Below are 24,291 nucleotides of genomic sequence, written 5' to 3'. Positions count from 1 at the left end.
CAGGAATAAAACAGACTAATCAATGCGTTGTAAATATTGTCGTTTATTGAACAGATTATCCTGTAGATATAGCCAATCCACTTTACTCAGCTCAACGGGTGTAAAACGATAGTTTTCATTCCTGGTTTTAACCATCAATACTTTATTTTCTATCGTGAATATCATGATGTCTGCCACCGGAATCTCGATGGCCGCAAAGCGTTTTCTATGAATATTTCGGTCGAAGCTTATCGCGCATAAATAATGCCGAGATAAAGAAAAATTGGATCGGTATCAGCAACGCCACACACAACAGAAATAACACGTTGATAGAACTTTTAAAGCGGGTTGAATAGCTGAATGTCATACCAACAATCCTTTGGGCCAAATCCCTGACGAGTTCCAAACATAGCTGAATGTAAACGCTTCAGATTCAGGTAATGATATTACTTCTTCTCCGCATAGCAGCGCGCTTTCAGGTCGGCATTATTGATTGCAATACAACTACCTTGCCCCTTTTTAGCATTGCAATACGCTCGCTGATCCTTATCTTTAATCGTTATGCAACTGCTCTGCTTTAACTCAGCGTTGCACTGCGCTCTTAAATCCGAATCATTAATGGTTATGCAGCTACTATTATTTTTTCTGGCATTGCAATAAGCCCGCTGTTCCCTGTCTTTAATCGATATACAGCTACCCTGCCCTTTTTCCGCATAACATTGAGCCTTCAGATCTGCGTTATTAATTGAGATACAACTACCATTGCCCTGTTTGGCATTACAGTAAGCACGCTGGTCTTTATCATTAATGGAGATACAGCTGGCAGCCTGTGCCACGCCACCAAAACAGACAAATAGTAACATCAATAAACAGCTCATTTTTTTAATCATCGTGGTTCGCCTTATTGAACAGATCGCAGCAAAATTCATATTACCCTATTCTTTCTGCCTGATGGATTTCAAATCATAAAGAGCGAAATTGCTCACCCTTCAGACAGCCCGATCAAGCTTAAATCCCTTGTGTTATATCCATCACACTTTCATTAATAATCTGCCAGCGAAACAAGGGAAACTCAGATTCTCATTTTTATGACCGGCTAATTAGACCAGACTTTCCGCTATTAATACGGAAACAAACGTCAATGATGTGCGGATTATCGTTCATCCAGCGCTACACAGGAGTCAATAATGCGAGGCAGCCATAGTTCAGTATTTGATTCAGAACTGTATTCATCTTTGTTTACTCAGCCAGAAATGAAACAGATTTGGTCCGATGAAAACCTCATTCGTTGCTGGCTGGAGTTTGAAACCAGCGTGGCCCGAGTGCAGGCTGAACTGGATATTATTCCTGTGCAGGCCGCCGAAGAGATCGCGGCTACCTGCCGTTCTCTGAACGTAGACTGGCCACGACTGGCGACAGAAACCCGTTCCGTTGGTATGGCTATCAAACCGCTGGTAGATCAAATCACCGATGCAGGTACACCATTAGTGAAAAAGTACCTGCACTGGGGATGTACCACTCAGGATCTGCTGGATTCCGCACTGGCCATGCGTATGAAGCAAACACTGCAATTAGTACGCAGCCAGCTTATCGCACTGGGTGATGCGCTGAAGAGCATGACGCAGGAACATAAAGCCACCGTGATGGTAGCCAGAACCAACTCCATGGATGCCTCCGCGACCACCTGGGGATTGCAGGTGAGCAGCTATTTGAGCGAATTAAGCCGTCATATTCAGCGTCTGGATGCCCTCTATCCCGGCGCGATTACCGGTCTGTTTGGTGGAGCGGTAGGAAATCTGGCATCCGTTGGTCATCATGGTATGGAAACACGTAAAAACCTGATGGCGACACTGGGTCTATCCACGCCCGTTGGCATGATGAATGCCAGTCAGGATAATGTGGTGCAGGTAGTACAATTTTTCGCCCTGGTGCACGGGACACTATGCCGGATAGCCAATGATGTTGAAACCATGGGGCGAGCCTCCATCGCGGAAGTCAGAGAAGGTGAAGCGGGCGGAGGTTCCAGTACTATGCCGCATAAAACCAACCCTCGCGCCAGCAATATGATACAAACGCTGTCCCGCATGGGCTGGACTTATGCCTCCGGAGCAACCAATTTGTTGGATCAACAAGATGTACGCGCCGCTTCAATGCGCGTACTGAACTGGAGTCTGATACCTGAATCGGCATTAACGCTCTCTACCAGTCTTGAACGCGCCTGTCGTTTGATAACGCATTTGGTGGTCGATAAACAAAAGATGAGAGACAACTTCAGCGCCTCCAAAAACTTTATTATGTCGGAATCGGTCTCGATGAAACTGGCAGAGAAGATTGGCCGCGATCGTGGCTATAACATCATGAAAACGCTATTGAAAGAGGCTGATGGTTCGCAAAACCTACAGCAACTGGCGCTCAATTGTGACCTTATTCGTGAGACGTTAACGGAAGCAGAAATTATCGCCGCCTGCGATCCATCGTCTTATCTGGGATGTAATGATGCATTGATTGATGAAACGGTGGCATTTTTTGATTCGGTAAGAAACGCGAACCGCTAACAGACAGAAAACCCGCCCCGGGAATATTCCCTCGGGGCGAGAGAATCACTTATTTTGGCAGCGGTGAAAAGGTTTCAAAGAAGGTAAACAGCTCTTCTAACTGCTCGAAATTACCCTCGCCTTCGCCTTTCTCATATGCCAGATGCAGCACTAACTCCACAAAAAAGAAGCCAATGATTCGGCTTTTAAATACTGATTGAGCATCGCTGGGCAATACAAACTGTAGGTTGCAGAATTTACCATAAGGATTGGATTCCGAGTTAGTTATCAGCACCACTACCGCCTCTTTTTTGCGGAACCATTCGGTTACTCTAATCACCACCCGATTAAAGCGATAATAGGAAAACACAATCAGTACATCCTGACTTGATATATTCAATAAGGCTTTAGGTAAATCGCCGGTATCAACCGACAGCAGGGTTACCCGATCGCGAAAATATTTCACCAGAGTCGAAAAGTGTTTTGCCATCGCGTGAGACGAAGAAGGCCCAATCACATAAATATGTCGTTCGGTATTCAGGATAAGCGCAATAAACTCATCCAGACTTTCAATATCAATATTGTTCTTGAAGCTTTCAAACAGCATCGTCACGTTTTTATTGAACTCAGAGACAATATCCGCCGTAGTTGCAGCGACTTTCCCCTGAGCTCTTGATGCCAGTTCAAACGGTGGAATCAGTTTTTGTTGAGATAATGTATTTTCCAGCGCCCGACGAAAGGCTGAATACCCCGTATACCCGAGCTTATTTAAGAAACGCCCAACGGTTGCTTTACTCACCATGGCGTTGCGAGCCAAATCAACAATGCCATGAAATGGCAATTCATTAAAATGCGCCTGAATATAGCTATCCAGCCGATGTTCTGACTCTGTCAGTGAATGCAATTGTGCTGTTTGAGAAATATAGTCTTCTAATGTCAACGCGTTGTTATTGTTCATTCGTTTTGCCCCGAAGCATGACAACAGACTTGCCAATATGAATGATGTTACCAAAAAAAACTTCGCTCTGACCAAAGCCATCAATATCGCTGTTAAGCGTTGCTATCACTACTTTGGCGTAATGCGATCCTGCGCACAATTTATTGTGAGAAAAGCATTTTCTCATACAGTCATCAGCGCCTTACTTCTACTATGGCCGCATAACAAGCCGGCATGCAACACCCTTTGTTGCCACCAGATTTTCTTAAGCGCGACGTTATTAAACAGTAGGTTTTTCTACCCGGAAAAACAAATAAAAGGATACACCACATGACTGCATTTATAATCGCCATAGCGATTACTATCATTGCCGCATGGTTAATTATTAAGAATTACCAACCTCAAACCGTGCTGTTGCTGGCTGGTCTGGCTTTACTGACAATGACCGTGATTCTTCATCCGGAAAAAAGCATTTTATACGGAAAAGCGACCACTACCGGTTCAACCTGGCTGGATATTTTTGCCTTTGCTAAAGGTTCACTTTCTACTCAGGTCGCCGGCATTGGTTTGATCATTATGGCGGCAGGTGGTTTCGCCAGCTATATGGACCATATCAAAGCGTCAAACGCCATGGTCAATATTTGTATCCGTCCTCTGCAGATCATCAAAGCCCCTTACCTGATTCTGGCTCTGGGCTATATTTGTGCCCAGATGTTGCACGTAGCGATTTCAAGCGCCGCCGGGTTAGCCATGTTGTTATTGGTTACCTTCTTCCCGGTGTTGGTGCGTTTAGGCGTGAGTAAAGCCGCCGCTGCCGCCATGATCGGTCTGTGTGCCTTTATGGATCTCGGCCCGGCGGTTGGAACGGCAAACCTGGCAGCAAAACATGCCGGTATGGAAACCGCTGTCTATTTTGCCCATTACCAAATGCCAGTGGCTATTGCGGTTATGCTGGTGGTATCCATCCTGATTTTTTTCACGGCAAAATACTATGATAAAAAAGATGGTCACACCGTAGTAATTCAGAACGTCAGTAAAACAGACTCTCAGGAAGAGGATGCAGCACCAACATTTTATGCCCTTCTGCCTGTTTTCCCGGTTGCGCTGGTACTGATATTCAGCCCGTTAGTGATTGATACCATCAAAATTGATGTGGTTACTGCGATGATCGTCGGTACCATGCTGGCCTTTGTCTGTGAGCTGATCGTCAAACGTGATTTCCTCGCCTGCTGTAAAGGGGTACAGGTCTTCTTTAAAGGCATGGGCGGTATGTTTACCAGTATCGTCTCTCTGCTGGTTTGTGCCGATATCTATGCCCAAGGGATGCAGCAAATTGGCGCTATCGATTATCTGCTTGAATCAGTGCAAAACGCAGGCTTTGGTTTCACAAGCATGACTATCGTCATGACGTTATTAGTCGGTATTACCGCTGTACTGACCGGTTCTGGCGTTGCCGCTTTCTTCTCCTTCTCCGGTCTGGCGCCGTCAATCGCCAGCAAGTTTGGGGCTGATGCGGTGTATATGATTCTGCCAATGCAGTTAATGGCCGGTATGGGACGTTCTATTTCTCCGGTTGCAGGTATCATTATTGCCGTCAGTAAGGCCGGTGAATGCTCTCCGTTTATGATTGTAAGACGAACACTAATTCCGGCACTGGGCGGTATCGTGACAATGCTGGTGGCTAACTATCTGTTGTTCTAAATAGATAATATGATCGGAATAAAGCCCCGCACGGTAATGCGGGGCTTTATTCATGGAGATAATTGAGGGAAGTATTGACCATTCATTTCTGTTGGTGGTACAAGGACTATCCAGGAAAAACCAAAAGATGCCGGATATACAGCCATAATGGCCTGAAGGTTTAGATCTCTAAACTTAAATTATGCCGACTCAAGGACAAGACAGCATGAAAGCTATCCGTTTAGTGTTAGGGATAATATTACCGGTACTGGTTGCCAACTGCTATTTTATTCTGGAAGCGGTATTGTTTTCACCATCAGAGTATTATCCCAGCCTCCCTGATATTTTCGGCCTGCTTGGATTAGGCTATATACTTTTTGGTATCCAGTCGATTATCTATAGTCTACTGATGGAATTTATTATTAATCCCAAAATAAAGGCCAGTTGGCTGGCTGTGGTTTTATCCGGTGCGTTAGGTGCTCTTTCCGCTATCCCCCTTACTATCTACTTCATACCGCTGGGAATTTTAAGCGGTATTATTGTGGGAACTCTGTTACGCATCATCTATGTTAAACGTCCACAGTAGATGGCTTTGGTTTCCCAATTATTGTTCTGGCTTAAAATAGATAATATTTTCATATAAAAAAACCAGGCTACTTTTTCCTTTCAGATATCCCATCAAGCCTGACACCGTCATCTTTAGCGGGATTTCCGGAAGCATATTTATAGGCTCTACGTTTCTCCCCGTAGAAAGCCTGTCCCCGATATTTAGGTGCAAATACGATGTGATATTTGCCGTTCCATCGGGTATTGAACACGCTCTTTTCGTCCCCTATTGAGCCCCATTTTGATTTCTGGTTTAACTTTTTGCCGTTACCAGACCTCAAGGTGTTTTAACCAATCAAAGGGGTTTTTATCATGGATTTAGAGCCGAAAGCTTTATGGAACCCCAGCCAGGCTGGGGTTCTTCTGTATATAACAAAGCCCCATACGGTCAATGCGAAGCTTTTATATTTCATATTTCTTATTGTGTTGGATTAGGTAAGATGGAACAGACTTTATCCGCTTAAATGGGAAAAATAGAATGAATAGCAAAGCGTTAATCCCTTACTGTCTGACAAAACTTGGTGCGGTACACGACTATAAAGCCGAATGGGAAGCTGACCGCGTTTGTGTCTGCGATAAGATGTTTGCTTTATTAGGTGAGCTTAACGGTCGACCCATCATCTCGTTAAAAAGCGATCCGGATCGTTCTGATATTTTGCGCCAAACCTTCCCCGATATCATTCCCGGCTATTACTTAAATAAACGACTGTGGAACACCCTGTTTCTGGACGGGGCTTTATCCATGGAAATGATTGAAGAAAGCATCGATCACTCCTATCTTCTGGTTGTGCAAGGGCTACCAAAGAAAACCCAGAAGATGTTGGGTATACAGCCGTAGCTGATGTAAGACGTGATGAGGTAGCAGCCAATTAAAGCCGCCGCTACCCATGAATTTTGTACAGCGAATAGAAAAAGGTCTCTCTGGCTAAAAACGCCAGCTTGTTTTTAAAGCTGATATACATGCTGGTGGGCGTTGGTGAACTATAAGCGTTAATACCGGCATCTTCGGCAATCAGCATGGCCCGTTTCATATGCAGCGGATCGCTGACAATGATGGCACTTTGATACTGTTCACTATCCATAATGACTTTAGCGTAACGTATATTTCCCTGAGTGATGGTCGAGGCTTCTTCGTATAAGATATCCTGCGGCGGTACTCCCTGCTGTTCGGCATATTGCTTCGCCACCCAGGCATCAGAATGTTGATTCCCTTCGCCATATCCACCGGTAAAAATCAGTTTCTTCACATATCCATGTTGATACAAAAATATGCCGTGATTAATCCGCTGCTGAAATACCGGCGTCACTTTTCCATCCGACAGACCGGCACCGAGCACAATGGCGACATCAGCGTTGGTTCGCTCGTCTTTATCGCTGTAGTTCCAGATAGTTATGGCGTTTATCAGGGCATAAAGAAAGGCTGTCATAAACAGAAAAAGGATAAGGTATTTGGGAAGTCGATGCTTTTTAGTTTTTATATTTGCCATCTTTTTCATCCATTAAAAAGCTGCTTTTGATTACCGGCTACCGCTGTAAATATCCCAAAAACATGTTTTGTTTACTGCAGTTACGGTGAATACCTGGCCAAAAAAACACGAAGAGTCGTCTTCATCAACAGCCCTGAGTGCTTCATCAAGCGTGTTCAGAGGAGCACAATGGTACAATACCCAATGATCTAAGTTAAACCAATAGAGATACCAACAGCATGCCAATTGATTAAACTCTGCTTTTATTATTGGAATGGATGATTTTTCCAGACAACAAGTGCCTGTTTGATAAATGATGATTACTTCATCTTCAATTTCATACTTTAAATTAAAAACTGAATGAAACGCTTTATCCGGAACCCACGCTTTAATATAGCTATCAATAATACTTTTCTTTTCCCTGAAATCCATTATCACCTCATCCTGGTAAACGCCGGTATATCGTTTTGGAAATTTCATTCTACTACTGATAATATTCATCTATCGATAGCAAATTAAAATGGATAAAGATTATGGAAGAAAGTTTAGAGCTGGTATTTATGCCGCCATTAATCCTGTTACTGATTAATGCCCAGAATAACAAGGGTGAACCGCTGACACAAAGCGAAGCAGAGGCCATTCGGGATAATGCAGTATGCATCGCGCTCCCTGCCGGAAGCAACGCCATGATGGCTGAAAAACGCGGCTATGATGATATCGATCCTGAATTCGTCTGGCAGGAATACCTTAATTACCTGAGCACCCTTTCGGATACAGAAGATAATGAAAAATAAAAACACACATTAATTTTAACTTTACTCAACTTATTTTCTGATTATAATAAGCACAAATTCATACAGGAGTAATAATACGTTGGACAGTCACCCTTACTTAAATACAAAGGCAAGCTAACGCATTTATTCCTGCGCTGCTTGCCAAATCGGCGGGCAGCAATCTCCTCATACTGACGATTGCATCCCAAAATGTTACAAACGCGTATTATCGCGAGGTCAGTCGTCATGTTCATGTTTAAAAATTCATTATTCCCTCCACCGTCAACACGACGTTAATCGCTCTTTCGGGCGACAATTTGTCGTGTGCTAAATAAAGCACGTACTTAATTCTTCCGGCAAAAATGGAGGAACGTATGTTGATGTTTCCTTATATCTCAAATTTGCTTGCAGCAATGCTGCTAGGTGCGCTGATTGGCGCAGAAAGACAATGGCGCCAGCGTATGGCTGGCCTTCGCACCAATGCGCTGGTAGCTACCGGTGCAGCAGTTTTTATTCTGAGTTCAATATCCACATCGCCCGACAGCCCGGGTCGTATCGCGGCACAGATCGTCTCCGGAATTGGCTTTCTTGGCGCGGGCGTCATCATGCGCGAAGGCATGAATGTTCGCGGTCTGAATACCGCAGCGACATTGTGGTGCTCCGCGGGTATTGGTGTGTTATGCGGCCTCGGGCAGTTCTGGAATGCAGCGGCGGCAACGCTCATTATCCTTTGCGCCAACATATTGCTGCGCGAGGCGGCACAGCGGATTAATCAGATCCCTGGTGCCACAGAAGAAGAAAAACGTTATGTCCTGAAAATAACCTGCAATAACCACCATGAGAATGCCGTTCGCCAGCTGGTGCTGAATATAGCGAAAGAACTGGCGCTCAGCCTGCAAGGACTCGGTTCTGTTTCTGCACAGGAGCAGGGCCAAAAAGAAATTCGCGCCGAGCTGATTAGCGGAGCGGATTATCGAAAAACACTGGACATCATTATGTCCAGAATCGGCGGACACGAGAATATTACTGCGGTTCGCTGGAGTGCCGAAGGGGGTTAACTCCCCCTTACTATTCAATACGATGTGAAAGCTCATCTAAGGAGGGAATGATGGATATTCCCATACATATAAAGTAATACCCGCTCTATAGCGTGAGAAATGAATGATGCATAGATATTTCTGTGCAGGGATAACTACGTCTTAAATTTGAGGATAGATCATGACTGACATCAAAATTGAAAACCGGAAATTAAACCGGTCTGCGTCAGAAAATGATAAGCAGCATAAGAAGAGCTTTCCAATTGCAATCGAGGCTTTTCACAGCCCGGAGCACACACTGGACAGGCTCAACAGCAGCCGTCAGGGGTTAACGACCGAAGAAGCCCTTAACCGGCTGGAAGAGTACGGCCGTAATGAAGTGGCTCATGAAAAGGCGCCTCCGGCGTTGATTCAGCTCCTGCAGGCATTCAATAACCCGTTTATCTATGTACTGATGGCGCTGGCCGCCGTCAGTGTCATCACTGATTACTGGCTACCGCTACGTCATGGTGAAGAGACCGATCTGACCGGAATTATCATTATTTTAACGATGGTCAGCCTGAGCGGGTTATTGCGTTTCTGGCAGGAATTTCGCACCAACAAAGCAGCGCATGCGTTGAAATCGATGGTACGCACGACTGCCACCGTGCTGCGTCGTGAACCGGACAATATGCATCCGGCACAAAAAGAGATCCCCATTGAACAACTGGTACCGGGTGATGTGATTTTTCTCACCGCTGGCGATCTGGTTCCGGCGGATGTTCGGCTGCTGGAATCACGCGATCTGTTCGTCAGCCAATCGATTCTGAGTGGAGAATCGCTGCCGGTTGAGAAGTATGACGTGATAGCCAACGTATCCGGAAAAAACTGTGAACACCTGCCAACACCGAATAAGGATAAAAGCCTGCTGGAGATGGGTAATATTTGTCTGATGGGAACTAACGTAACCAGTGGCAGAGCCCAGGCGGTCGTGGTCGCAACCGGCAATCGTACCTGGTTCGGCTCGTTAGCGAAATCCATCGTTGGCACACGTACCCAGACAGCGTTCGATCGTGGCGTAAACAGCGTCAGCTGGCTGTTGATTCGTTTTATGCTGGTCATGGTGCCCATTGTGTTACTGATCAATGGATTCAGCAAAGGTGACTGGGTTGAAGCCTCACTGTTCGCACTGGCGGTGGCGGTAGGACTAACCCCGGAGATGCTGCCGATGATTGTCAGCTCCAATCTGGCAAAAGGGGCTATCGCCATGTCGCGGCGTAAAGTGATCGTCAAGCGGCTGAACGCAATTCAAAACTTTGGTGCCATGGACGTACTCTGTACCGATAAAACAGGTACCTTAACTCAGGACAACATCATTCTTGAACATCATCTCGACGTGAATGGTGTGGAAAGCGATCGGGTACTTACGCTGGCCTGGCTGAACAGCAGTAGTCAGAGCGGTGCACGTAATCTGATGGACAGAGCCGTACTCCGTTTCGGGGAGGAACGCGTTACCCCATCGGTGAAAGAACGCTTTGTGAAACTTGATGAACTACCGTTCGACTTTGTGCGCCGTCGCGTGTCGGTTTCTGTGGAAGATCTTCACCATGGCGATAACATCCTGATCAGCAAAGGTGCAGTAGAAGAGATGTTGATGGTGGCGACTCATCTGCGTGAAGGTGACAACGTTGTTGAGCTGGATGACGTCCGTCGCCAACAACTGCTGGCAAAAACAGAGGACTACAACGCCAATGGTTTTCGTGTGCTGTTGGTAGCAACCCGCAAGCTGGATGATGCAGCCCTGAATCTGCCACTGAGCACCGCAGATGAACAGGCGCTGACAATTGAAGGAATGCTGACGTTTCTCGATCCGCCAAAAGAGAGCGCCGGAAAAGCCATTACTGCGCTGCGTGATAACGGGGTAGCGGTGAAAGTACTGACCGGAGATAACCCGATAGTGACGGCGCGTATTTGTCTGGAAGTGGGCATTGATGCACATGACATTCTCACCGGTACGCAGATTGAGTCAATGTCAGACAGTCAACTGGAACAAGAGGTAGAAAAGCGCGCGGTGTTTGCCAAACTGACGCCGCTGCAAAAGTCTCGCATCCTGAAGACGTTACAGAAAAACGGTCATACCGTCGGCTTTCTCGGCGATGGTATTAACGATGCCCCCGGACTGCGAGATGCGGACGTGGGAATTTCTGTCGATAGCGCCGCCGATATCGCTAAAGAGTCCTCCGATATCATCCTGCTGGAAAAAGATCTGATGGTGCTTGAAGAAGGCGTTATCAAGGGGCGTGAGACTTTCGGCAATATCATAAAGTACCTGAACATGACCGCCAGCTCTAACTTCGGCAATGTCTTTTCGGTATTGGTAGCCAGTGCATTCATCCCGTTCCTGCCGATGCTGGCGATTCATCTGTTGATCCAGAACCTGATGTATGACATCTCCCAACTGTCTCTGCCATGGGACAAGATGGACAAAGAGTTTTTGCGTAAACCACGGAAGTGGGATGCCAAAAACATTGGCCGCTTTATGTTATGGATTGGCCCAACCTCTTCCATCTTCGATATCAGCACGTTTGCATTGATGTGGTACGTTTTTGCGGCCAACAGCGTCGAAGCTCAGGCGCTGTTTCAGTCCGGCTGGTTTATTGAAGGATTACTATCGCAAACGCTGGTAGTCCATATGCTAAGAACGCAGAAGATACCGTTTATTCAAAGCCGTGCCACCTTGCCGGTGCTGCTGACCACCGCACTGATCATGGCAATGGGTATCTACATTCCCTTCTCACCACTCGGTGCGATGGTTGGACTGGAACCGCTGCCGATGAGCTACTTCCCATGGCTGGTGGCAACCCTGCTGAGCTACTGCCTGGTCGCTCAGGGTATGAAACGTTTCTATATCAAACGCTTTGGTCAGTGGTTCTGATGATGAACAGGAGACGCAAAATGAAAACGTTCTTCCGACAACATCACCGCGCCGACCTTTGTACTGATTGGCCTGCTGATACTATCGTTAACCATCTGGCAAATCGTTACCTGACGAGGTGAAACATGCGAAAAAAAGGTTTGAAAAAGTCTTTCTACACATGGTGATCATCGCAGTAATCATCATTCTGCTAACCATCTGGATAAGGTAGTTTACTGAGGCTTCGCTAACAGGCGAAGCCTTATCAATGATCTGTACCGGGGAATCGTTTTAATCGTCCTTGCTGCCATCCCTGCCCCGCAGGCCTGCATTATCCTAATAATTTACAAAGAGTTATATTTCCATGCTCTGAGGAAAGTCTCCACCGCGGATAGTGCCAGCTTATCCAGCCAGACTGGATCTACCGGAACCTCACCAATAAGCGCAGCAGGAAAAGCGTAACCCATGATAGCTCCAAGAAAAGCCGTTGATTGCAAATTGGAGTCGTCTAACTGAATTTTACCTTCGGCGTTGAACTGAGCCAAAACCTGTGCAAGCGTATCGCGAATCCGACCGGTTGGTCGCTGAGCAAGGCTGGAAAAGATTTCAGGACGCTGAACCAGAACCTGGATAAGCAGGCGTTGAAAGTGAATATTTGCCGGCGAGAAAAAATAAGCCTGTATCATCCTGGCTATCCCAAGCAGTAACGCCGGCAAATCATGCTGTTTATCATTAAGTAGCTGTTGCAGAGAAGGCTGAAGCTGGTCGTTGAGAAAACTAAAGGTTTCAACCAATAGCTGATCCTTTCCACCCGGGAAATGGCTGTAAAGTGTTGGTCTGGTTGTCTTGGCCCTTTCCGCAATAATATGAAGAGAAACATCCACACCATGTTCAAGGAAAACGTCGCGCGCAGCCTCAAGAATTCGTGGGCGGGCTTTCATCGGGCGACCTTGTGGTTTATTCATTTACTTTTCCTTTTCACTCTCGATCAATACCGGGGCATTAGCCATTCTCTCTATTCCTCTGCGAATAACAATAAAGAACAGCGGAACAAACAGCAGGGTTAATAATGTTCCTGAAAGCATACCGCCGATAACGGCAACGCCAATTTCATGGCGGCTTGATGCCCCTGCTCCTGTGGAGAGTACCAGAGGAATCACCCCGGCAACAAATGCCAATGATGTCATCATAATAGGCCGTAAGCGTAAACTGGCGCCTTCCAGCGTCGCTGCGACAATCTCTTTACCGCTCTGGTATTGTGCTTGTGCGAATTCAACGATCAGAATGGCATTCTTTGCGGATAATCCCATTGTTGTCAGCATGCCAACCTGAAAATAGATGTCATTGGTCAATCCGCTGATCCCAGTGGCGAAGACAGCACCAGAAATGGCAAGGGGAATGATGAACAATACCGCCAGTGGAATGGCCCAACTTTCATACAGCGCAGCCAGACACAGGAAGATAAAGACGCTGGTCGCCAGATAGATCCACAGGGTTTGTCCTGAGGATGATTGTTCCTGATACGACAAACCACTCCACTGGAGACCAAAACCATCAAACTTCGTTATCACCTCCTCTATCGCATCCATCGCAGAACCTGAACTTACCCCCTCGGCCGCATTACCCTGAAACTGGACGGAAGAGAGTCCATTAAATCGTTGCAGCATTTGGGGGCCGGTTGTCCAGTGCAGAGTACTAAAACTGTCAAAGGAGGCCATCAAATCATTACTTCCCCGCACGTGCCAGGCTGAAATATCCTCCGGCGAGGTACGCCAGTCGGCATCGCTTTGCATATAAACCCGCTTTACCCGCCCCCGATCGATAAAATCATTAATATAGATGCCTCCCCAGGCAGCGGACAATGTACTATTGATATCTATCTGCTCAAGCCCCTGAGCCTGTGCTTTTTGTCTGTTAATCTCGACCCTGAGTTGAGCTTTTTCATCAAGGCTGTTGATCCTGACAGCGGCAAGACTGGCATTGTTTGCCGCAAGATTAAGAACCTGGCGTTGGGTGTATAGCAGCGCGTCATAGCCGTTAGCCTCCTGATCCTGTAACCATACTTCAAAACCACTCGACTGGCCGAGCCCGCGTACCGTTGGTGGTGCGGTTATATTAATGGATGCCAGCAAATGGTTTTTAAAATACTGATTAGCGCGCGAGATAATGGACTGTGCACTATTGTGCTTACCACTACGTCTATCCCAGTGTTTTAGCTCAGCGAAAGCCATACCAACATTTTGTCCACTTCCGGCGTTGTTGCGTCCGGTGACCATAAAGATGACATTCAGGTTCTCTTTTTCTTCTTTAAGAAAATATTGCGTTATTTCATCGCCTACCACCTGAGTCTGCGTGATTGGCGAACCAACAGGCAGAGCAAACTGAACCATTACCGAACCCTGATCCTCTTCCGGTAAAAAGCTGGTCGGTAGTTTCAAATAAACCCCTACCGTGAATAAAACCAGAATGAATGCGAGGATGTACAGGCGGATTGGCCGGCTTATGCTGCGTTGCAACAGATTGAGGTAGGCCATCTGGTTTTTCTCAATGCCCTGATTTAACCAAGTAAAAAAGCGACCTTGTTGGTGCGGAACGGCTTTAAGCAGATGTGCGCAAAGCGGCGGGGTCAACGTTAACGCAACCAGAGCAGATAACATCATTGAAGACACGATCGTCACGGTGAATTGCCGGTAAATTATACCGACAGAACCACCAAAAAAGGCCATCGGTATGAACACAGCGGAAAGCACCAGTGCAATACCAACCAATGCGCTGGTAATTTCTGCCATCGAGCGTAATGTCGCCTCTACCGAGCTGCATTTTTCCGTAGCCATTATGCGCTCAACGTTTTCGACCACAACAATGGTATCGTCTACCAGCAGCCCGATGGCCAATACCATGGCAAAAAGTGTCAACGTATTGATGTTGTAACCCAGCAGACTCGATATTCCAAAAGCCCCCAGCATCACAACGGGAACCGTGATGGCCGGAATCAGTGTTGCCCGCTAGTTTTGTAAGAACAGGAACATAACGGCAACAACCAACAGAATGGCCTCAATCAGGGTATGAATAACACCTTCAATCGATACGAGTACGAATGGCGTACTATCCTTGGGATAGGCTGCAATCACCCCCGCTGGAAACTGTGGCGTCAGGCGTTCTATTTCAGTACGTACATTTTCAGCTGTCGCTAATGCATTCGCTCCCGATGCCAGTTGAATGGAGATCCCTGCGGCCGGATAACCATTGAGTGTGGTCAGGTTCTGATAGTTTTCAGCGCCAATCTCAACTCTTGCTACATCCCGTAGATAAATGGTCGAACCGTCGCTATTTGTACGAAGCAGGATATTCTCAAATTGTTCTGGCGTTTCAAGGCGTGACTGTACCGTGACAATGGCATTCAGATACTGATCCGGTGGCGCGGGTTGGGAACCAATTTCGCCACTGGTAACCTGTGCATTTTGCGCTTCAACCGCACTTTGTATATCCGAGGGCATCAGTCCGAAGCTGTTTAACTTATAAGGATCTAACCATATGCGCATCGCATATTGTGCACCAAACACAGTGGTTTCCCCCACACCATCGACCCGGCTAAGGGGATCCTGCAAATTACTAATCAAAAAGTCATTGATATCAATATTGCTTAGCTGTCGGGAAGGGTCATAGAGTGCCACGACCATCAGACTGTCACCCTGAGACTTGGTTACGGTGATACCTTGTTGTTGAACTTCTTGTGGTAGACGCGTAATCGCCTGATTAACCGCGTTCTGCACTTGGACTTGAGCAATATCGGGATTGGTGTCCTGCGCAAAACTCAAACCTATACGCGCCTGACCGGCTGAACTGCTACTGGAAGAGAAGTAGAGAAGACCATCGATGCCTTTAATTTGCTGCTCAATCACCTGAGTAACGCTGTCTTCAACGGTTTTGGCTGAAGCACCAGGGTAGTTTGCAGTGATATTTACCCCTGGAGGAGCTATATCCGGATATTGCTCTACTGATTGTGTAAACAGCGTCAGCAACCCTGCCGCCATAATGCAAATGGCTATTACCGCAGCGAAGACCGGTCTATCAACAAAAAATCTAGCCAGCATATGATGCTCCAGAAATAGATTATTTACTTAACAGTAAAGTAAATAATCTATTTAAACAAATGTTAAATCCCAAAAACACCGGTCAGGTAAGCGTGATAAGAAAGATGTGGTTTAATGAAATATGATTAAAATCAGCAGGTAAGATAGAAATATTCATAACCAAAAACATTTCGTTGTTGTTGGCTGATTTCCAGAGAAATGGGGAAAGCTAAATTTGGAGCGGGCGAAGGGAATCGAACAAATTCATCAATGCATTGTAAAATAAGGATTATTTAAAAATTAACTTATAATCTATACACATTGATATACAACATTGCGTCCGCTTTGATTTTCCCTGAGCTGCACGTCAGTTTGGTTGCTTAACTGTCAAGCCAACTACGGCCAGTTTATCACGCCAGCATTCCCGGATAATGCCTGGCGATGATGTCGTTCATTTTATCAATCAGATCCGGTCTTTTGAAAGTGATATGTCCGCTCCCCTTCTGAAAATAACGAATAGTGAATAACTCATCCTCAAAGACCTGCTGATGTGGATTATCGCGAATGAAGTCCATCAGTCGAATGGTCACATCGTGCCGGTTATCGGGAATGGTTTTACCATCCAGCAGGAACAACATGCGCTCCAGATCCGCAATCTGGTCACGCCGCCAGCCCCAGTTCAGGCCGTACCCCCATTTATCGTACTTCACCAGATTGTTAACGATAATCTTCTTGCCGAAGTAACAGGGGTTATTGGTTTTGTAATCCCAGCTTAATCCCCTGAACACATTGATGATGCCACGCTCGAACACATCCTGTTTGTTGTGATGAAGCTGCTCAAAGGTACTCAGGATATTCGCTTCGCTGATTGCCGGGAGATCGCCCTCTTCTAGGTTCTTAGTCCACTGGCTACGCGCCTCAGCATCCATCAACGTCAACATCCCTGACTTCAACATCAGATCGCGCCAGATGCTGCGGTCGATGTTGCGGGTGATGACTGGCATCGCTTTATCTACAGGTTGCACCAGCCAGCAGTCGAAGGAATGGCCCTGCCGCATCGCCCAATGATTAGCTACGTCGCCACCAATCGCGGAAGTGAGTCGGGAAACGTCATCAAGCTGACGAATCAGCGCCTCGATCTGTTTCAGCGCTGCATCGCGTCCTGTCACGATACGCTCAATGCTGGTTGAGCAAATTAGCTCATTATGATCGGTTAAAACCTCAGCTTCTGTTTGCATGGTATTTTGTCCGTAAAAGCAAACACGCCCGCCGTAAATGGCAGGCGCATTATGCAATGAGTAAAAAAGGAAGTAAGTTCGGGAATGTAAATCGGGAAGACGGCTCGCAAGATTCAGCGTGTCGAAGGATGACGGCTTTGCCGTAACAGGCCGGTTGCCTGCCTTGCCCGTAAAATATCTACCGCCCGAAGGTAAGGTGACTGCTCCTGACAGTTAAACCCCCTGCGATCGATACGAATCAGTTCGTACTTTTCCACCAGAAAGTTAACGGCATCCGCCAGCGTGATACCGGCGTTGATATGCTCCTGAATAATGTTCTCATCACTGAACGGCGTATCGTTCAGCGACAGGCCATAGTGTTGCTCCAGCAAGCGTGTAAGCAGCGTTTGCCAGACAAGCTCAGGCGGCGCGCATGGCTTCGCCACCCGCTGATTTGCAGAAAGAGTTTTCATAAAGTTTCTCGTTGGGAAATTGACTTAACGTTGAGTGGGATAAATCGCTATATAAACGTAGCCGTGCGAACCGAGGGTATCCGCTTCACAGATCAGTTCGTTGTGGTACAGAGTTACGCGATGTGCATGGCGGGGGTTAAGTTCACCTGAGAGCAGCATCAATTCCATCTGCTCTATAAAGTGCGGAAATGCGCTATTCAGCTGGTGACACTCTTCTTCATTGAACGCGCCAGTTATCCCGGCGCGGTCAGCTAAATAATGTAGCCGGTTGCCTTCCTGTACCAGCCTTGCGCTAAAGCGAGGTATTGCCTCGCACAGAAGCCCCCATTCAGGGTTATCGTGTTTTTCCATAAAGATTCCTATTCAGTGCAGATAAATATGTGGGGTTGAAGTTACAGCCAGCCCATCTCAGCAAAAGACAACGTATCGCCATCACCGATAATGAAATGATCCAGTACCCGTACTTCTACCAGATTCAGGGCATTTACGATCCGGTCAGTTATAGTGCGGTCTGCTTTGCTGGCATCTGTAACCCCTGACGGATGGTTATGGGCGAGGATCACCGCAGCCGCGTTGTGGCGCAGTGCCGATTTCACAACCTCGCGAGGATGTACTTCGGTATTGTTAATCGTGCCGAGGAACAGCATTTTATGTTCCAGTAAACGGTTCTGATTATCGAGATATAGCGCCATAAATATTTCCCGTTCCTGACGGGCAAGACGTAGTTGCAGCCAGATCTTAGTAAATCTTGTCGTAAGAAATTGTTCACCGGGATTGCGCTGGTATTTCTCCAGTAAGTTCAGCGCGCGTTTAATTACTCGCTGTGCCGATAAGGGAAGAGTCGAGGGAATCATAGTTACATCAGACATATTCCATCCCCTTGGTCAACTAATCGCATAATGTTGCTATGTTCAAGATAAGCCTGAATATGTTTTTCACCCACTGGTGAGGTAAGAATATTTCCCCTATTCAGTAGTGAATAAAGCTCCGTGAAAACAAGTATATATACAACATTTTCGGTGGTGGGCTTTGTAAGGACCCGTGACCTCAGGAATACCCACTGATGGACCTGAGCGAGTTTACGAGGCCATGATTTGGCGTGTACCTCATCGGTTACAGTAGAAACCGCAATATTAATCATAATTATGAACTCTGATAGTGGGTGTTAATTGGAAGGAGAGTGCTGAGACATGTTCGGTCTAGTCATCTGAACTCATTCAGATATTTTGTTTGTAAATTTGCATTTGGGCTGTATCATCTGATGTGGGTCCGCAGTTCACCTACCACTCCCGCCTGTAACTTCAGGTATGGTAAATCTGCGTATTATAATTCAATCGGTTATGTTTCTGATTTATGGTTGACCGTGATAGTTAGACAATGGGAGTCTCTTCAGTTTTTAGCGGTCGCTAGTAATTTATTGGAGATATGGCTATGAATCTAAAAAATATTACCCTTGATGATGTTAAGGTTTTGTCTAAACGTCTTTGCGAAAATGTTAATAAAGAACAGCTTCCTTTGACACATTCGAAGGCACTGAATGTTATCTCGTCAATGCTTGGGTATCGTAATTACAATACGCTACGAGCTCAGCATACTGCGCCTGATCCCGCAGAATTAATTGATGAAAAACAAAATAAGAGTAATGAAAAGTTAGTCTCATTCCTATCTCATGTTTTCACATTAAACACGCAATTCCAGACGAATATGCAGTGTGTATACTTGCCAGCATTTTCCGAGAGTCAAATAGAATTGCTTGAAAAATCAACAAGTGAAGCATTAAATATTCTTAACCGCAATTTCGTCTTTGTTGATGCCAGAGACAAAAGCGCACTTGCAATATGTGAGAGTATTACTAACTCATCGTTTAGAACAGTCCATCATGGATTTACAGCAGTAAAAGAAATGATAATGAATACTGACATTATCATTATCTTAATCGGCATATCAAAAGCGAACATGGCACGAAAAGAAGGATTCACTCGAGGGCTAATAAAAACCATCGATGATGCACATTTTAAAAATGTAATACCTGAAAGTAATATTATTTTCATCGATTATGCTTCATTCCTCGAAAAAAATTGGGATTATATTGGACCTTATCTTTCGGTCTTTGGTCGCTCGTACTATATGCCTTCGTAAGGTTAAGTATTAGTGGTAATACTCTAAAATAAAACCAGAGGTATTATATACTCTGGTTTTCCAGTTGGATTTAAATTCTAACTTGTTGTATTTATGATAGATCCCGATTCTACTCAACCTATAGTAGTATTACTTATCGGGTAATTTTTAACATACTTTCGGCCATTACCCATAAAGCGCGATTGAGTTTAACGTCACCATCAATACCATTCACGGCACGAGTTCTGGCGCGTTTACCCTGTGCAGAGCGACCGGGTAAGCCACCTTTAATCAGGTTTTCCTGAATACGTTGATAAGTTGTCCAGAGATCCCCTGATTCGTCCTGCCAGCGTCGGGGAGCCAGTAGCTGTGATTCGGTAATGGGTTGATGTTCTTCACCAAAGCGATACGTCAGCGCCGCTTTAGCCAGTGCATGTTGTGCAGGAGGAGGGAGAAGCAGTGACTGCATGGCATCGCGTTTCTCTTCAACCTTATCGAAAATACCGAGCACTTCATAAGCCCCCTCGATTACTCTTTCAACAACGTTGCCTTTATGCGGTACGCGAACTTCACCAAAAGACTCACCGCAAACAAGCCCATTGCAACAGATAGCCCTGAACAAGCCCGGCAGCATCTGATAGCTACTGGACCCATCATGGCTGTTCAGCAGGATAATTTCCGGCACCTGTTTACCCGTAATTTGCCCCTCGCGGCGCAAGCGCAGCATGTGTTTCGTATGTTCGCGTTTACTCTCATCCCGAACGCGGGTCTGGCAGGCAAAGAACGGTCGGAAGCCTTCCCGCTGAAGATTATCCAGCAGGGTAATTGTTGGGATGTAGGTGTATCTGTCACTTCGAGATTCGTGTTTATTTTCACTGAAAACGCTGGGAACATGGCGCATCAGTTCTTCATGGGTTAATGGACGGTCGCGACGGATCTGGTTCACGCGACCAAAGCGGCTGGCTAATCTCATGGATAATTCCTTATTAAAAGACATAAAAGAAAAAGACCATGCCCCGGTGAAGGAGCATGGTCAGTCTGCAATTGGTGTAGGATGTTAAGCTTGACGTTGAATTCGATAAATAAAGATCGTCCCTGATTATTCACCTTAATAATATCAGGCTGTTTTTTTATATGTGTTAAAGAACGGTAGTCTACATAAATGCTCATTAATTAACTTCAGAGTTAATATTATGTATAATGGCGCAATGAATTAGTTGTTTTAGACGTTTCCTTCTTATATTGCATTTTTGATTTTTACCGCTGCTACCATGTCGGGTTGGTAATATAATAATATAGTATAACCAATAACCAGTGCTTAATAAGTATGGATAAATAACACCAATGCAATATCTTAAATATTATTACCAGTTGCTTGTAATAAAATATTACTCACTTTCTAATAATATTGACACGTAATAACAAAAGGGAAAGAGTATGATTAACTTAAGCAGTAATGGTCTATTAAATATAAAGCACATAAAAAGAATCAAAGATACTTTAAACAAGTCACTCAGAGAACATCACCGAACAATGATACTTAGAATTGACCTGAGATTGCCAGAAAATAGCCCGTATGAAAATGACTCGACATTAATAACGCGTTTTATGGAATCCCTGAAATCCCAGAAGAATGCAGACAGGTTAAATAAAATATCTCTCAGAAAAAGAACTCATCACTGTCGGATAAGATATGTATGGGTAAGGGAATTTAACAAAAAAGGCAAGAAGCATTATCATCTGGCTTTATTTTTCAATCAAGAAGCTTATGCCTATCCCGGAACATATAAACCTGACCATGAAGGTAAATATCGTCACAACCTTGCATATATGATTATGGAGGCCTGGGTAAGGGTATTACATCTCGATCAAGAGGAGAACTATCAACAGTACTATCGACTTATCCAGTTTCCAGATAACTGTCATGCTCGTCTGAACATGTATGGCTTATCTTACCAGAATGATTATGCAGTCATCATGAACAGGCTAAGTTATCTGGCTAAAGAATACAGTAAAGACTATTCGGACGGTAAACGTAACTTTGGTTGTTCTATAGGGTAACGGGAATAAATTATTTTATTACTGACATGTGGATGTTGAGAAGGAGAATGCGTCAACGGTTAATCATTACAACCAACGTTTCTCCATATCTCTCAATAATCCATATGGAGACAGCCTCATGGATACCCGGAACAACAATAGCCGTCTGCTTGACGATAAAATGGTTGATATGAAATTTATCACTGAATTTACTGGATTAACGGACAAGTGGTTCTATAAGCTGATAAGCGAAGGGAAGTTCCCTGAGCCAATTAAATTAGGTCGGAGTTCCCGCTGGATGCAAAGCGAAGTGGAAAAATGGGTTCAGGAACGTATTGACCAGTCACGAGGTTAATTTAAAAGAGTTAATCACAAGCAAGTATTTAAACAGCCTGTAACCCACTCAGAAGCCATCAACACCATCATCACCTTACCCATAAAACCCTCTCAAATTTGCTCACAGGAAGTATTATGACATACCAATGGTGCCGCCATTAAACGCAACAAATACAATCATATTTGTTAACATTCTCGGTTTCCTTACCTCATGAAGATGGTTAAAATATTTGCTAGAGTTGCTAATTAATGAAAATAGCAACTCTAGCAAGATATTTAAGGAGGAAGATATCGCGCATACGTAAACTTCTTACATTACAGCAACCCTAGTAATTAACAATAAATTGACATTTTAATATTGTAGTTTCTGGGGATCAAACAGATTGTTACTATATTTCCCCTGAGTATTTGAGGGCATATTAATTCGGGCAATAGAATTTAAAGGCAAAAAATCATATGGTAGATGCAAACACTCATAAATATTCCCTTCATATATATTATACATTGCTTCAAGCTTAGGCTTAACAATATATATGGCACGATTTTTATTTGTTATGATAACAATTTTCTTTAAGCTGACTAGTTGTGAAAGTATTGGATCTAACTGTTTAGTGCATCGCAACTTACGCGGCCCATCAACACCTTTCTGAGTTAAGTCATTTTTTGAAAAGGGCATGCCTCCATTGCTTCTGAATTTTTCTTTTATGTATTCGAACACAGAAATAACATCATTGATAAAGAGTTCTTGAGGTGAGTCTTTAAAAAATAATTTATTAGCCTGTTGCAGGTGCCATTCAACAATCCGATAAGCATTTTCCAGAGGTTTTAAATTAATTATAGTACACTCATCATTCGTAATTCGTGTGAAAATAGCTGCTATTCTAATAGCGTTATTACTTGCTTTTGATGCTATATCATTAATATTTTCCCACTCCTGACCTATATCTCTCTTTTTGTCTATCTCTGAATTTTTACTTTGCCATAGCTTTTTGGCTTCTTCTGATAATTGCAATGAAATCTTACTGTCATCAAAAATATTGAATTTTGTTTCTTGTACTTTTAGTAACTCTTCAATTCGATTATTATATTCAGCTATCGCTGCATCTGATTCGCTATAATCAAGACTCGTTTCAATATATTTATTTCGGGGTTGCACGTCTATAATAAAACGCGATACAAAACCGTTGTTTCTTAGTTCCTCATCGTTTTTTTTCATAAACGTGTCAAATATTTTAGGCTGAACCATAAGTAAGATGGTCATCCATGCGGTGATATCTTGATCAATATTCTTTGTTAATCGATCAAACGGTTGAGGCACACCATCCCAGACACCATTAAGGAACCCCAGAAGATCTACTATATTTCCTTTGAAAAAATTGATGGCTTCATCAGTTATTATTCCACCATAAGGGTAATCCATTAGACCTTTAGCAAGTGATGCTTCTGTCGTGTTGCCATAACGAAGATGAAAACGTCTTGGTGCTAATGGTTTATTTTTACGGTGTTCTTTTATCTCATCCCAGAGCTCATCCCGCTCCTCAGTACTTTTGGTTTTTCTCAGCAATATACGTAGATCTTTACTATATTCAGTCCATGCTTCCATTTCATCGTCATATTGTTGCAACTTTCTATTGTAGTCAGCTTTCATGCGACTACTGAACCGATCAAATGGCGACATGATTTTTGTGAAAATAGTGGATTTACGTCCCCCTGATTCCGCCAGTACTAACAGAAATAATGCACATGAACCTTTATTATATTTATCATAAGGTAAAACGACATCTATCAGTGACTGACAGGTTAGTGAAGCACTTGCAAGCATCACACTGCCAATCATACTCATTGGGACACCGCAATCTCTATGCAACGATTCAATCGCATTTCTCATAATCAAAGGAAAAGCTGTAAGAGGGTAAACTTCAGAATTATTATAATAAAGTGATTTTATTGTCTCATCCATGTTATTGGTCCGTTATATTAATTTTTCTCACATATAAAAGAGCATAAGACAAAGGAACAACAAAAACGAGTATAAAATTAATGAATTACGCACTGCTAACGATGTATGGCCGTTTGCTATTTGGAATTAGACAACAAGTTTTCATAATGCGGTTACGCACGATGATCAA

The 24,291-nt window shown here is 44.6% G+C and carries 22 protein-coding genes and 2 pseudogenes; 11 read left to right on the top strand and 13 right to left on the bottom strand.

Annotated elements, in window-relative coordinates; genetic code table 11:
• Positions 1 to 425: 425 nt before the first annotated feature.
• Positions 426 to 869 (bottom strand): hypothetical protein, encoded by a 444-nt coding sequence (locus I2494_RS12535; RefSeq protein WP_218467150.1) that lies wholly within the window; start codon positions 867 to 869, stop codon positions 426 to 428.
• 297 nt (positions 870 to 1,166) lie between these two features.
• Between I2494_RS12535 and I2494_RS12530 the strand changes: the two genes are divergently transcribed.
• A complete protein-coding gene (locus I2494_RS12530) occupies positions 1,167 to 2,534 on the top strand; it encodes a class-II fumarase/aspartase family protein (RefSeq protein ID WP_218467151.1) in 1,368 nt (455 codons plus the stop codon).
• Positions 2,535 to 2,583: 49 nt separating this feature from the next.
• Here the strand turns inward: I2494_RS12530 and I2494_RS12525 are convergent, their stop codons facing one another.
• Positions 2,584 to 3,471 (bottom strand): MurR/RpiR family transcriptional regulator, encoded by an 888-nt coding sequence (locus tag I2494_RS12525; protein WP_218467152.1) that lies wholly within the window; start codon positions 3,469 to 3,471, stop codon positions 2,584 to 2,586.
• 309 nt (positions 3,472 to 3,780) lie between these two features.
• On the opposite strand from I2494_RS12525, the gene dcuC reads away from it, so the two are divergent.
• On the top strand, positions 3,781 to 5,151 hold the full coding sequence (dcuC, locus tag I2494_RS12520; RefSeq protein ID WP_218467154.1) for a C4-dicarboxylate transporter DcuC: 1,371 nt from the start codon (positions 3,781 to 3,783) through the stop codon (positions 5,149 to 5,151).
• A gap of 205 nt (positions 5,152 to 5,356) precedes the next feature.
• Positions 5,357 to 5,716, top strand: coding sequence for a hypothetical protein (locus I2494_RS12515; RefSeq protein WP_218467155.1), 360 nt, complete (start codon positions 5,357 to 5,359; stop codon positions 5,714 to 5,716).
• Between the two features lie 60 nt (positions 5,717 to 5,776).
• On the opposite strand, the pseudogene I2494_RS12510 reads toward I2494_RS12515, so the two are convergent.
• Positions 5,777 to 5,966, bottom strand: a pseudogene (locus I2494_RS12510) (IS200/IS605 family transposase); the annotation flags it as partial.
• Positions 5,967 to 6,214: 248 nt separating this feature from the next.
• Here I2494_RS12510 and I2494_RS12505 point away from each other — a divergent pair.
• Entirely contained in the window at positions 6,215 to 6,574 is a 360-nt protein-coding gene (locus I2494_RS12505) for an MmcQ/YjbR family DNA-binding protein (RefSeq protein WP_218467156.1), read from the top strand.
• A 43-nt stretch (positions 6,575 to 6,617) separates the two neighbouring features.
• Here the strand turns inward: I2494_RS12505 and I2494_RS12500 are convergent, their stop codons facing one another.
• Both I2494_RS12500 and I2494_RS12495 read right to left on the bottom strand, forming a co-directional pair.
• Positions 6,618 to 7,223: a YdcF family protein gene (locus I2494_RS12500; protein WP_228350942.1), complete on the bottom strand. Its 606-nt coding sequence runs from the start codon at positions 7,221 to 7,223 to the stop codon at positions 6,618 to 6,620.
• Positions 7,224 to 7,253: 30 nt separating this feature from the next.
• Entirely contained in the window at positions 7,254 to 7,634 is a 381-nt protein-coding gene (locus I2494_RS12495) for a DUF3024 domain-containing protein (RefSeq protein ID WP_218467157.1), read from the bottom strand.
• Positions 7,635 to 7,735: 101 nt separating this feature from the next.
• Between I2494_RS12495 and I2494_RS12490 the strand changes: the two genes are divergently transcribed.
• The 4 genes from I2494_RS12490 (at position 7,736) to mgtU (ending at position 12,137) form a co-directional block, all read left to right on the top strand.
• Positions 7,736 to 7,996 carry a hypothetical protein gene (locus I2494_RS12490; RefSeq protein WP_218467158.1) on the top strand — a complete coding sequence of 87 codons (261 nt, stop codon included), beginning with the start codon at positions 7,736 to 7,738 and terminating at the stop codon, positions 7,994 to 7,996.
• Positions 7,997 to 8,337: 341 nt separating this feature from the next.
• The gene (locus I2494_RS12485; protein ID WP_130590530.1) at positions 8,338 to 9,033 is read left to right on the top strand and encodes an MgtC family protein; all 696 of its coding nucleotides are present in this window, start codon (positions 8,338 to 8,340) and stop codon (positions 9,031 to 9,033) included.
• A gap of 160 nt (positions 9,034 to 9,193) precedes the next feature.
• On the top strand, positions 9,194 to 11,926 hold the full coding sequence (gene mgtA, locus I2494_RS12480; protein WP_218467159.1) for a magnesium-translocating P-type ATPase: 2,733 nt from the start codon (positions 9,194 to 9,196) through the stop codon (positions 11,924 to 11,926).
• 118 nt (positions 11,927 to 12,044) lie between these two features.
• Positions 12,045 to 12,137, top strand: a complete 93-nt coding sequence (gene mgtU / locus I2494_RS20705) for a magnesium transporter protection protein MgtU (protein ID WP_407657911.1) — start codon at positions 12,045 to 12,047, stop codon at positions 12,135 to 12,137.
• Positions 12,138 to 12,249: 112 nt separating this feature from the next.
• Here mgtU and I2494_RS12475 read toward each other — a convergent pair whose 3' ends face one another.
• The 6 genes and pseudogenes from I2494_RS12475 to radC form a co-directional block, all read right to left on the bottom strand.
• Positions 12,250 to 12,870, bottom strand: coding sequence for a TetR/AcrR family transcriptional regulator (locus I2494_RS12475; RefSeq protein ID WP_218467160.1), 621 nt, complete (start codon positions 12,868 to 12,870; stop codon positions 12,250 to 12,252).
• Positions 12,871 to 15,999: pseudogene (locus I2494_RS12470) on the bottom strand (multidrug efflux RND transporter permease subunit).
• Positions 16,000 to 16,388: 389 nt separating this feature from the next.
• Positions 16,389 to 17,216 carry a DUF4942 domain-containing protein gene (locus I2494_RS12465; protein WP_218467161.1) on the bottom strand — a complete coding sequence of 276 codons (828 nt, stop codon included), beginning with the start codon at positions 17,214 to 17,216 and terminating at the stop codon, positions 16,389 to 16,391.
• 113 nt (positions 17,217 to 17,329) lie between these two features.
• Positions 17,330 to 17,668, bottom strand: a complete 339-nt coding sequence (locus tag I2494_RS12460; protein ID WP_218467162.1) for a TA system toxin CbtA family protein — start codon at positions 17,666 to 17,668, stop codon at positions 17,330 to 17,332.
• 24 nt (positions 17,669 to 17,692) lie between these two features.
• Entirely contained in the window at positions 17,693 to 18,019 is a 327-nt protein-coding gene (locus tag I2494_RS12455; protein WP_218467163.1) for a type IV toxin-antitoxin system YeeU family antitoxin, read from the bottom strand.
• 41 nt (positions 18,020 to 18,060) lie between these two features.
• On the bottom strand, positions 18,061 to 18,537 hold the full coding sequence (radC, locus tag I2494_RS12450; RefSeq protein ID WP_218467164.1) for a RadC family protein: 477 nt from the start codon (positions 18,535 to 18,537) through the stop codon (positions 18,061 to 18,063).
• Positions 18,538 to 19,099: 562 nt separating this feature from the next.
• Here radC and I2494_RS12445 point away from each other — a divergent pair.
• On the top strand, positions 19,100 to 19,807 hold the full coding sequence (locus I2494_RS12445; RefSeq protein WP_218467165.1) for a glyoxalase superfamily protein: 708 nt from the start codon (positions 19,100 to 19,102) through the stop codon (positions 19,805 to 19,807).
• Positions 19,808 to 19,940: 133 nt separating this feature from the next.
• Here the strand turns inward: I2494_RS12445 and I2494_RS12440 are convergent, their stop codons facing one another.
• Positions 19,941 to 20,759 (bottom strand): DUF932 domain-containing protein, encoded by an 819-nt coding sequence (locus I2494_RS12440; RefSeq protein WP_218467166.1) that lies wholly within the window; start codon positions 20,757 to 20,759, stop codon positions 19,941 to 19,943.
• A gap of 464 nt (positions 20,760 to 21,223) precedes the next feature.
• Between I2494_RS12440 and I2494_RS12435 the strand changes: the two genes are divergently transcribed.
• Together I2494_RS12435 and I2494_RS12430 are read left to right on the top strand one after the other, a co-directional pair.
• On the top strand, positions 21,224 to 21,847 hold the full coding sequence (locus tag I2494_RS12435; protein WP_218467167.1) for an inovirus Gp2 family protein: 624 nt from the start codon (positions 21,224 to 21,226) through the stop codon (positions 21,845 to 21,847).
• 118 nt (positions 21,848 to 21,965) lie between these two features.
• Positions 21,966 to 22,181 carry a helix-turn-helix transcriptional regulator gene (locus tag I2494_RS12430; RefSeq protein WP_218467168.1) on the top strand — a complete coding sequence of 72 codons (216 nt, stop codon included), beginning with the start codon at positions 21,966 to 21,968 and terminating at the stop codon, positions 22,179 to 22,181.
• A gap of 333 nt (positions 22,182 to 22,514) precedes the next feature.
• On the opposite strand, the gene I2494_RS12425 is transcribed toward I2494_RS12430, so the two are convergent.
• Positions 22,515 to 24,122, bottom strand: a complete 1,608-nt coding sequence (locus I2494_RS12425) for a DUF3987 domain-containing protein (protein ID WP_218467169.1) — start codon at positions 24,120 to 24,122, stop codon at positions 22,515 to 22,517.
• Between the last annotated feature and the right edge of the window lie 169 nt (positions 24,123 to 24,291).

Origin of the sequence: Limnobaculum allomyrinae, assembly GCF_016649425.1 — a bacterium.
Taxonomy (GTDB): domain Bacteria; phylum Pseudomonadota; class Gammaproteobacteria; order Enterobacterales; family Enterobacteriaceae; genus Limnobaculum; species Limnobaculum allomyrinae.
Note: the sequence above shows the minus strand (reverse complement) of the source record. Positions and strands in the feature narration are given on the sequence as shown.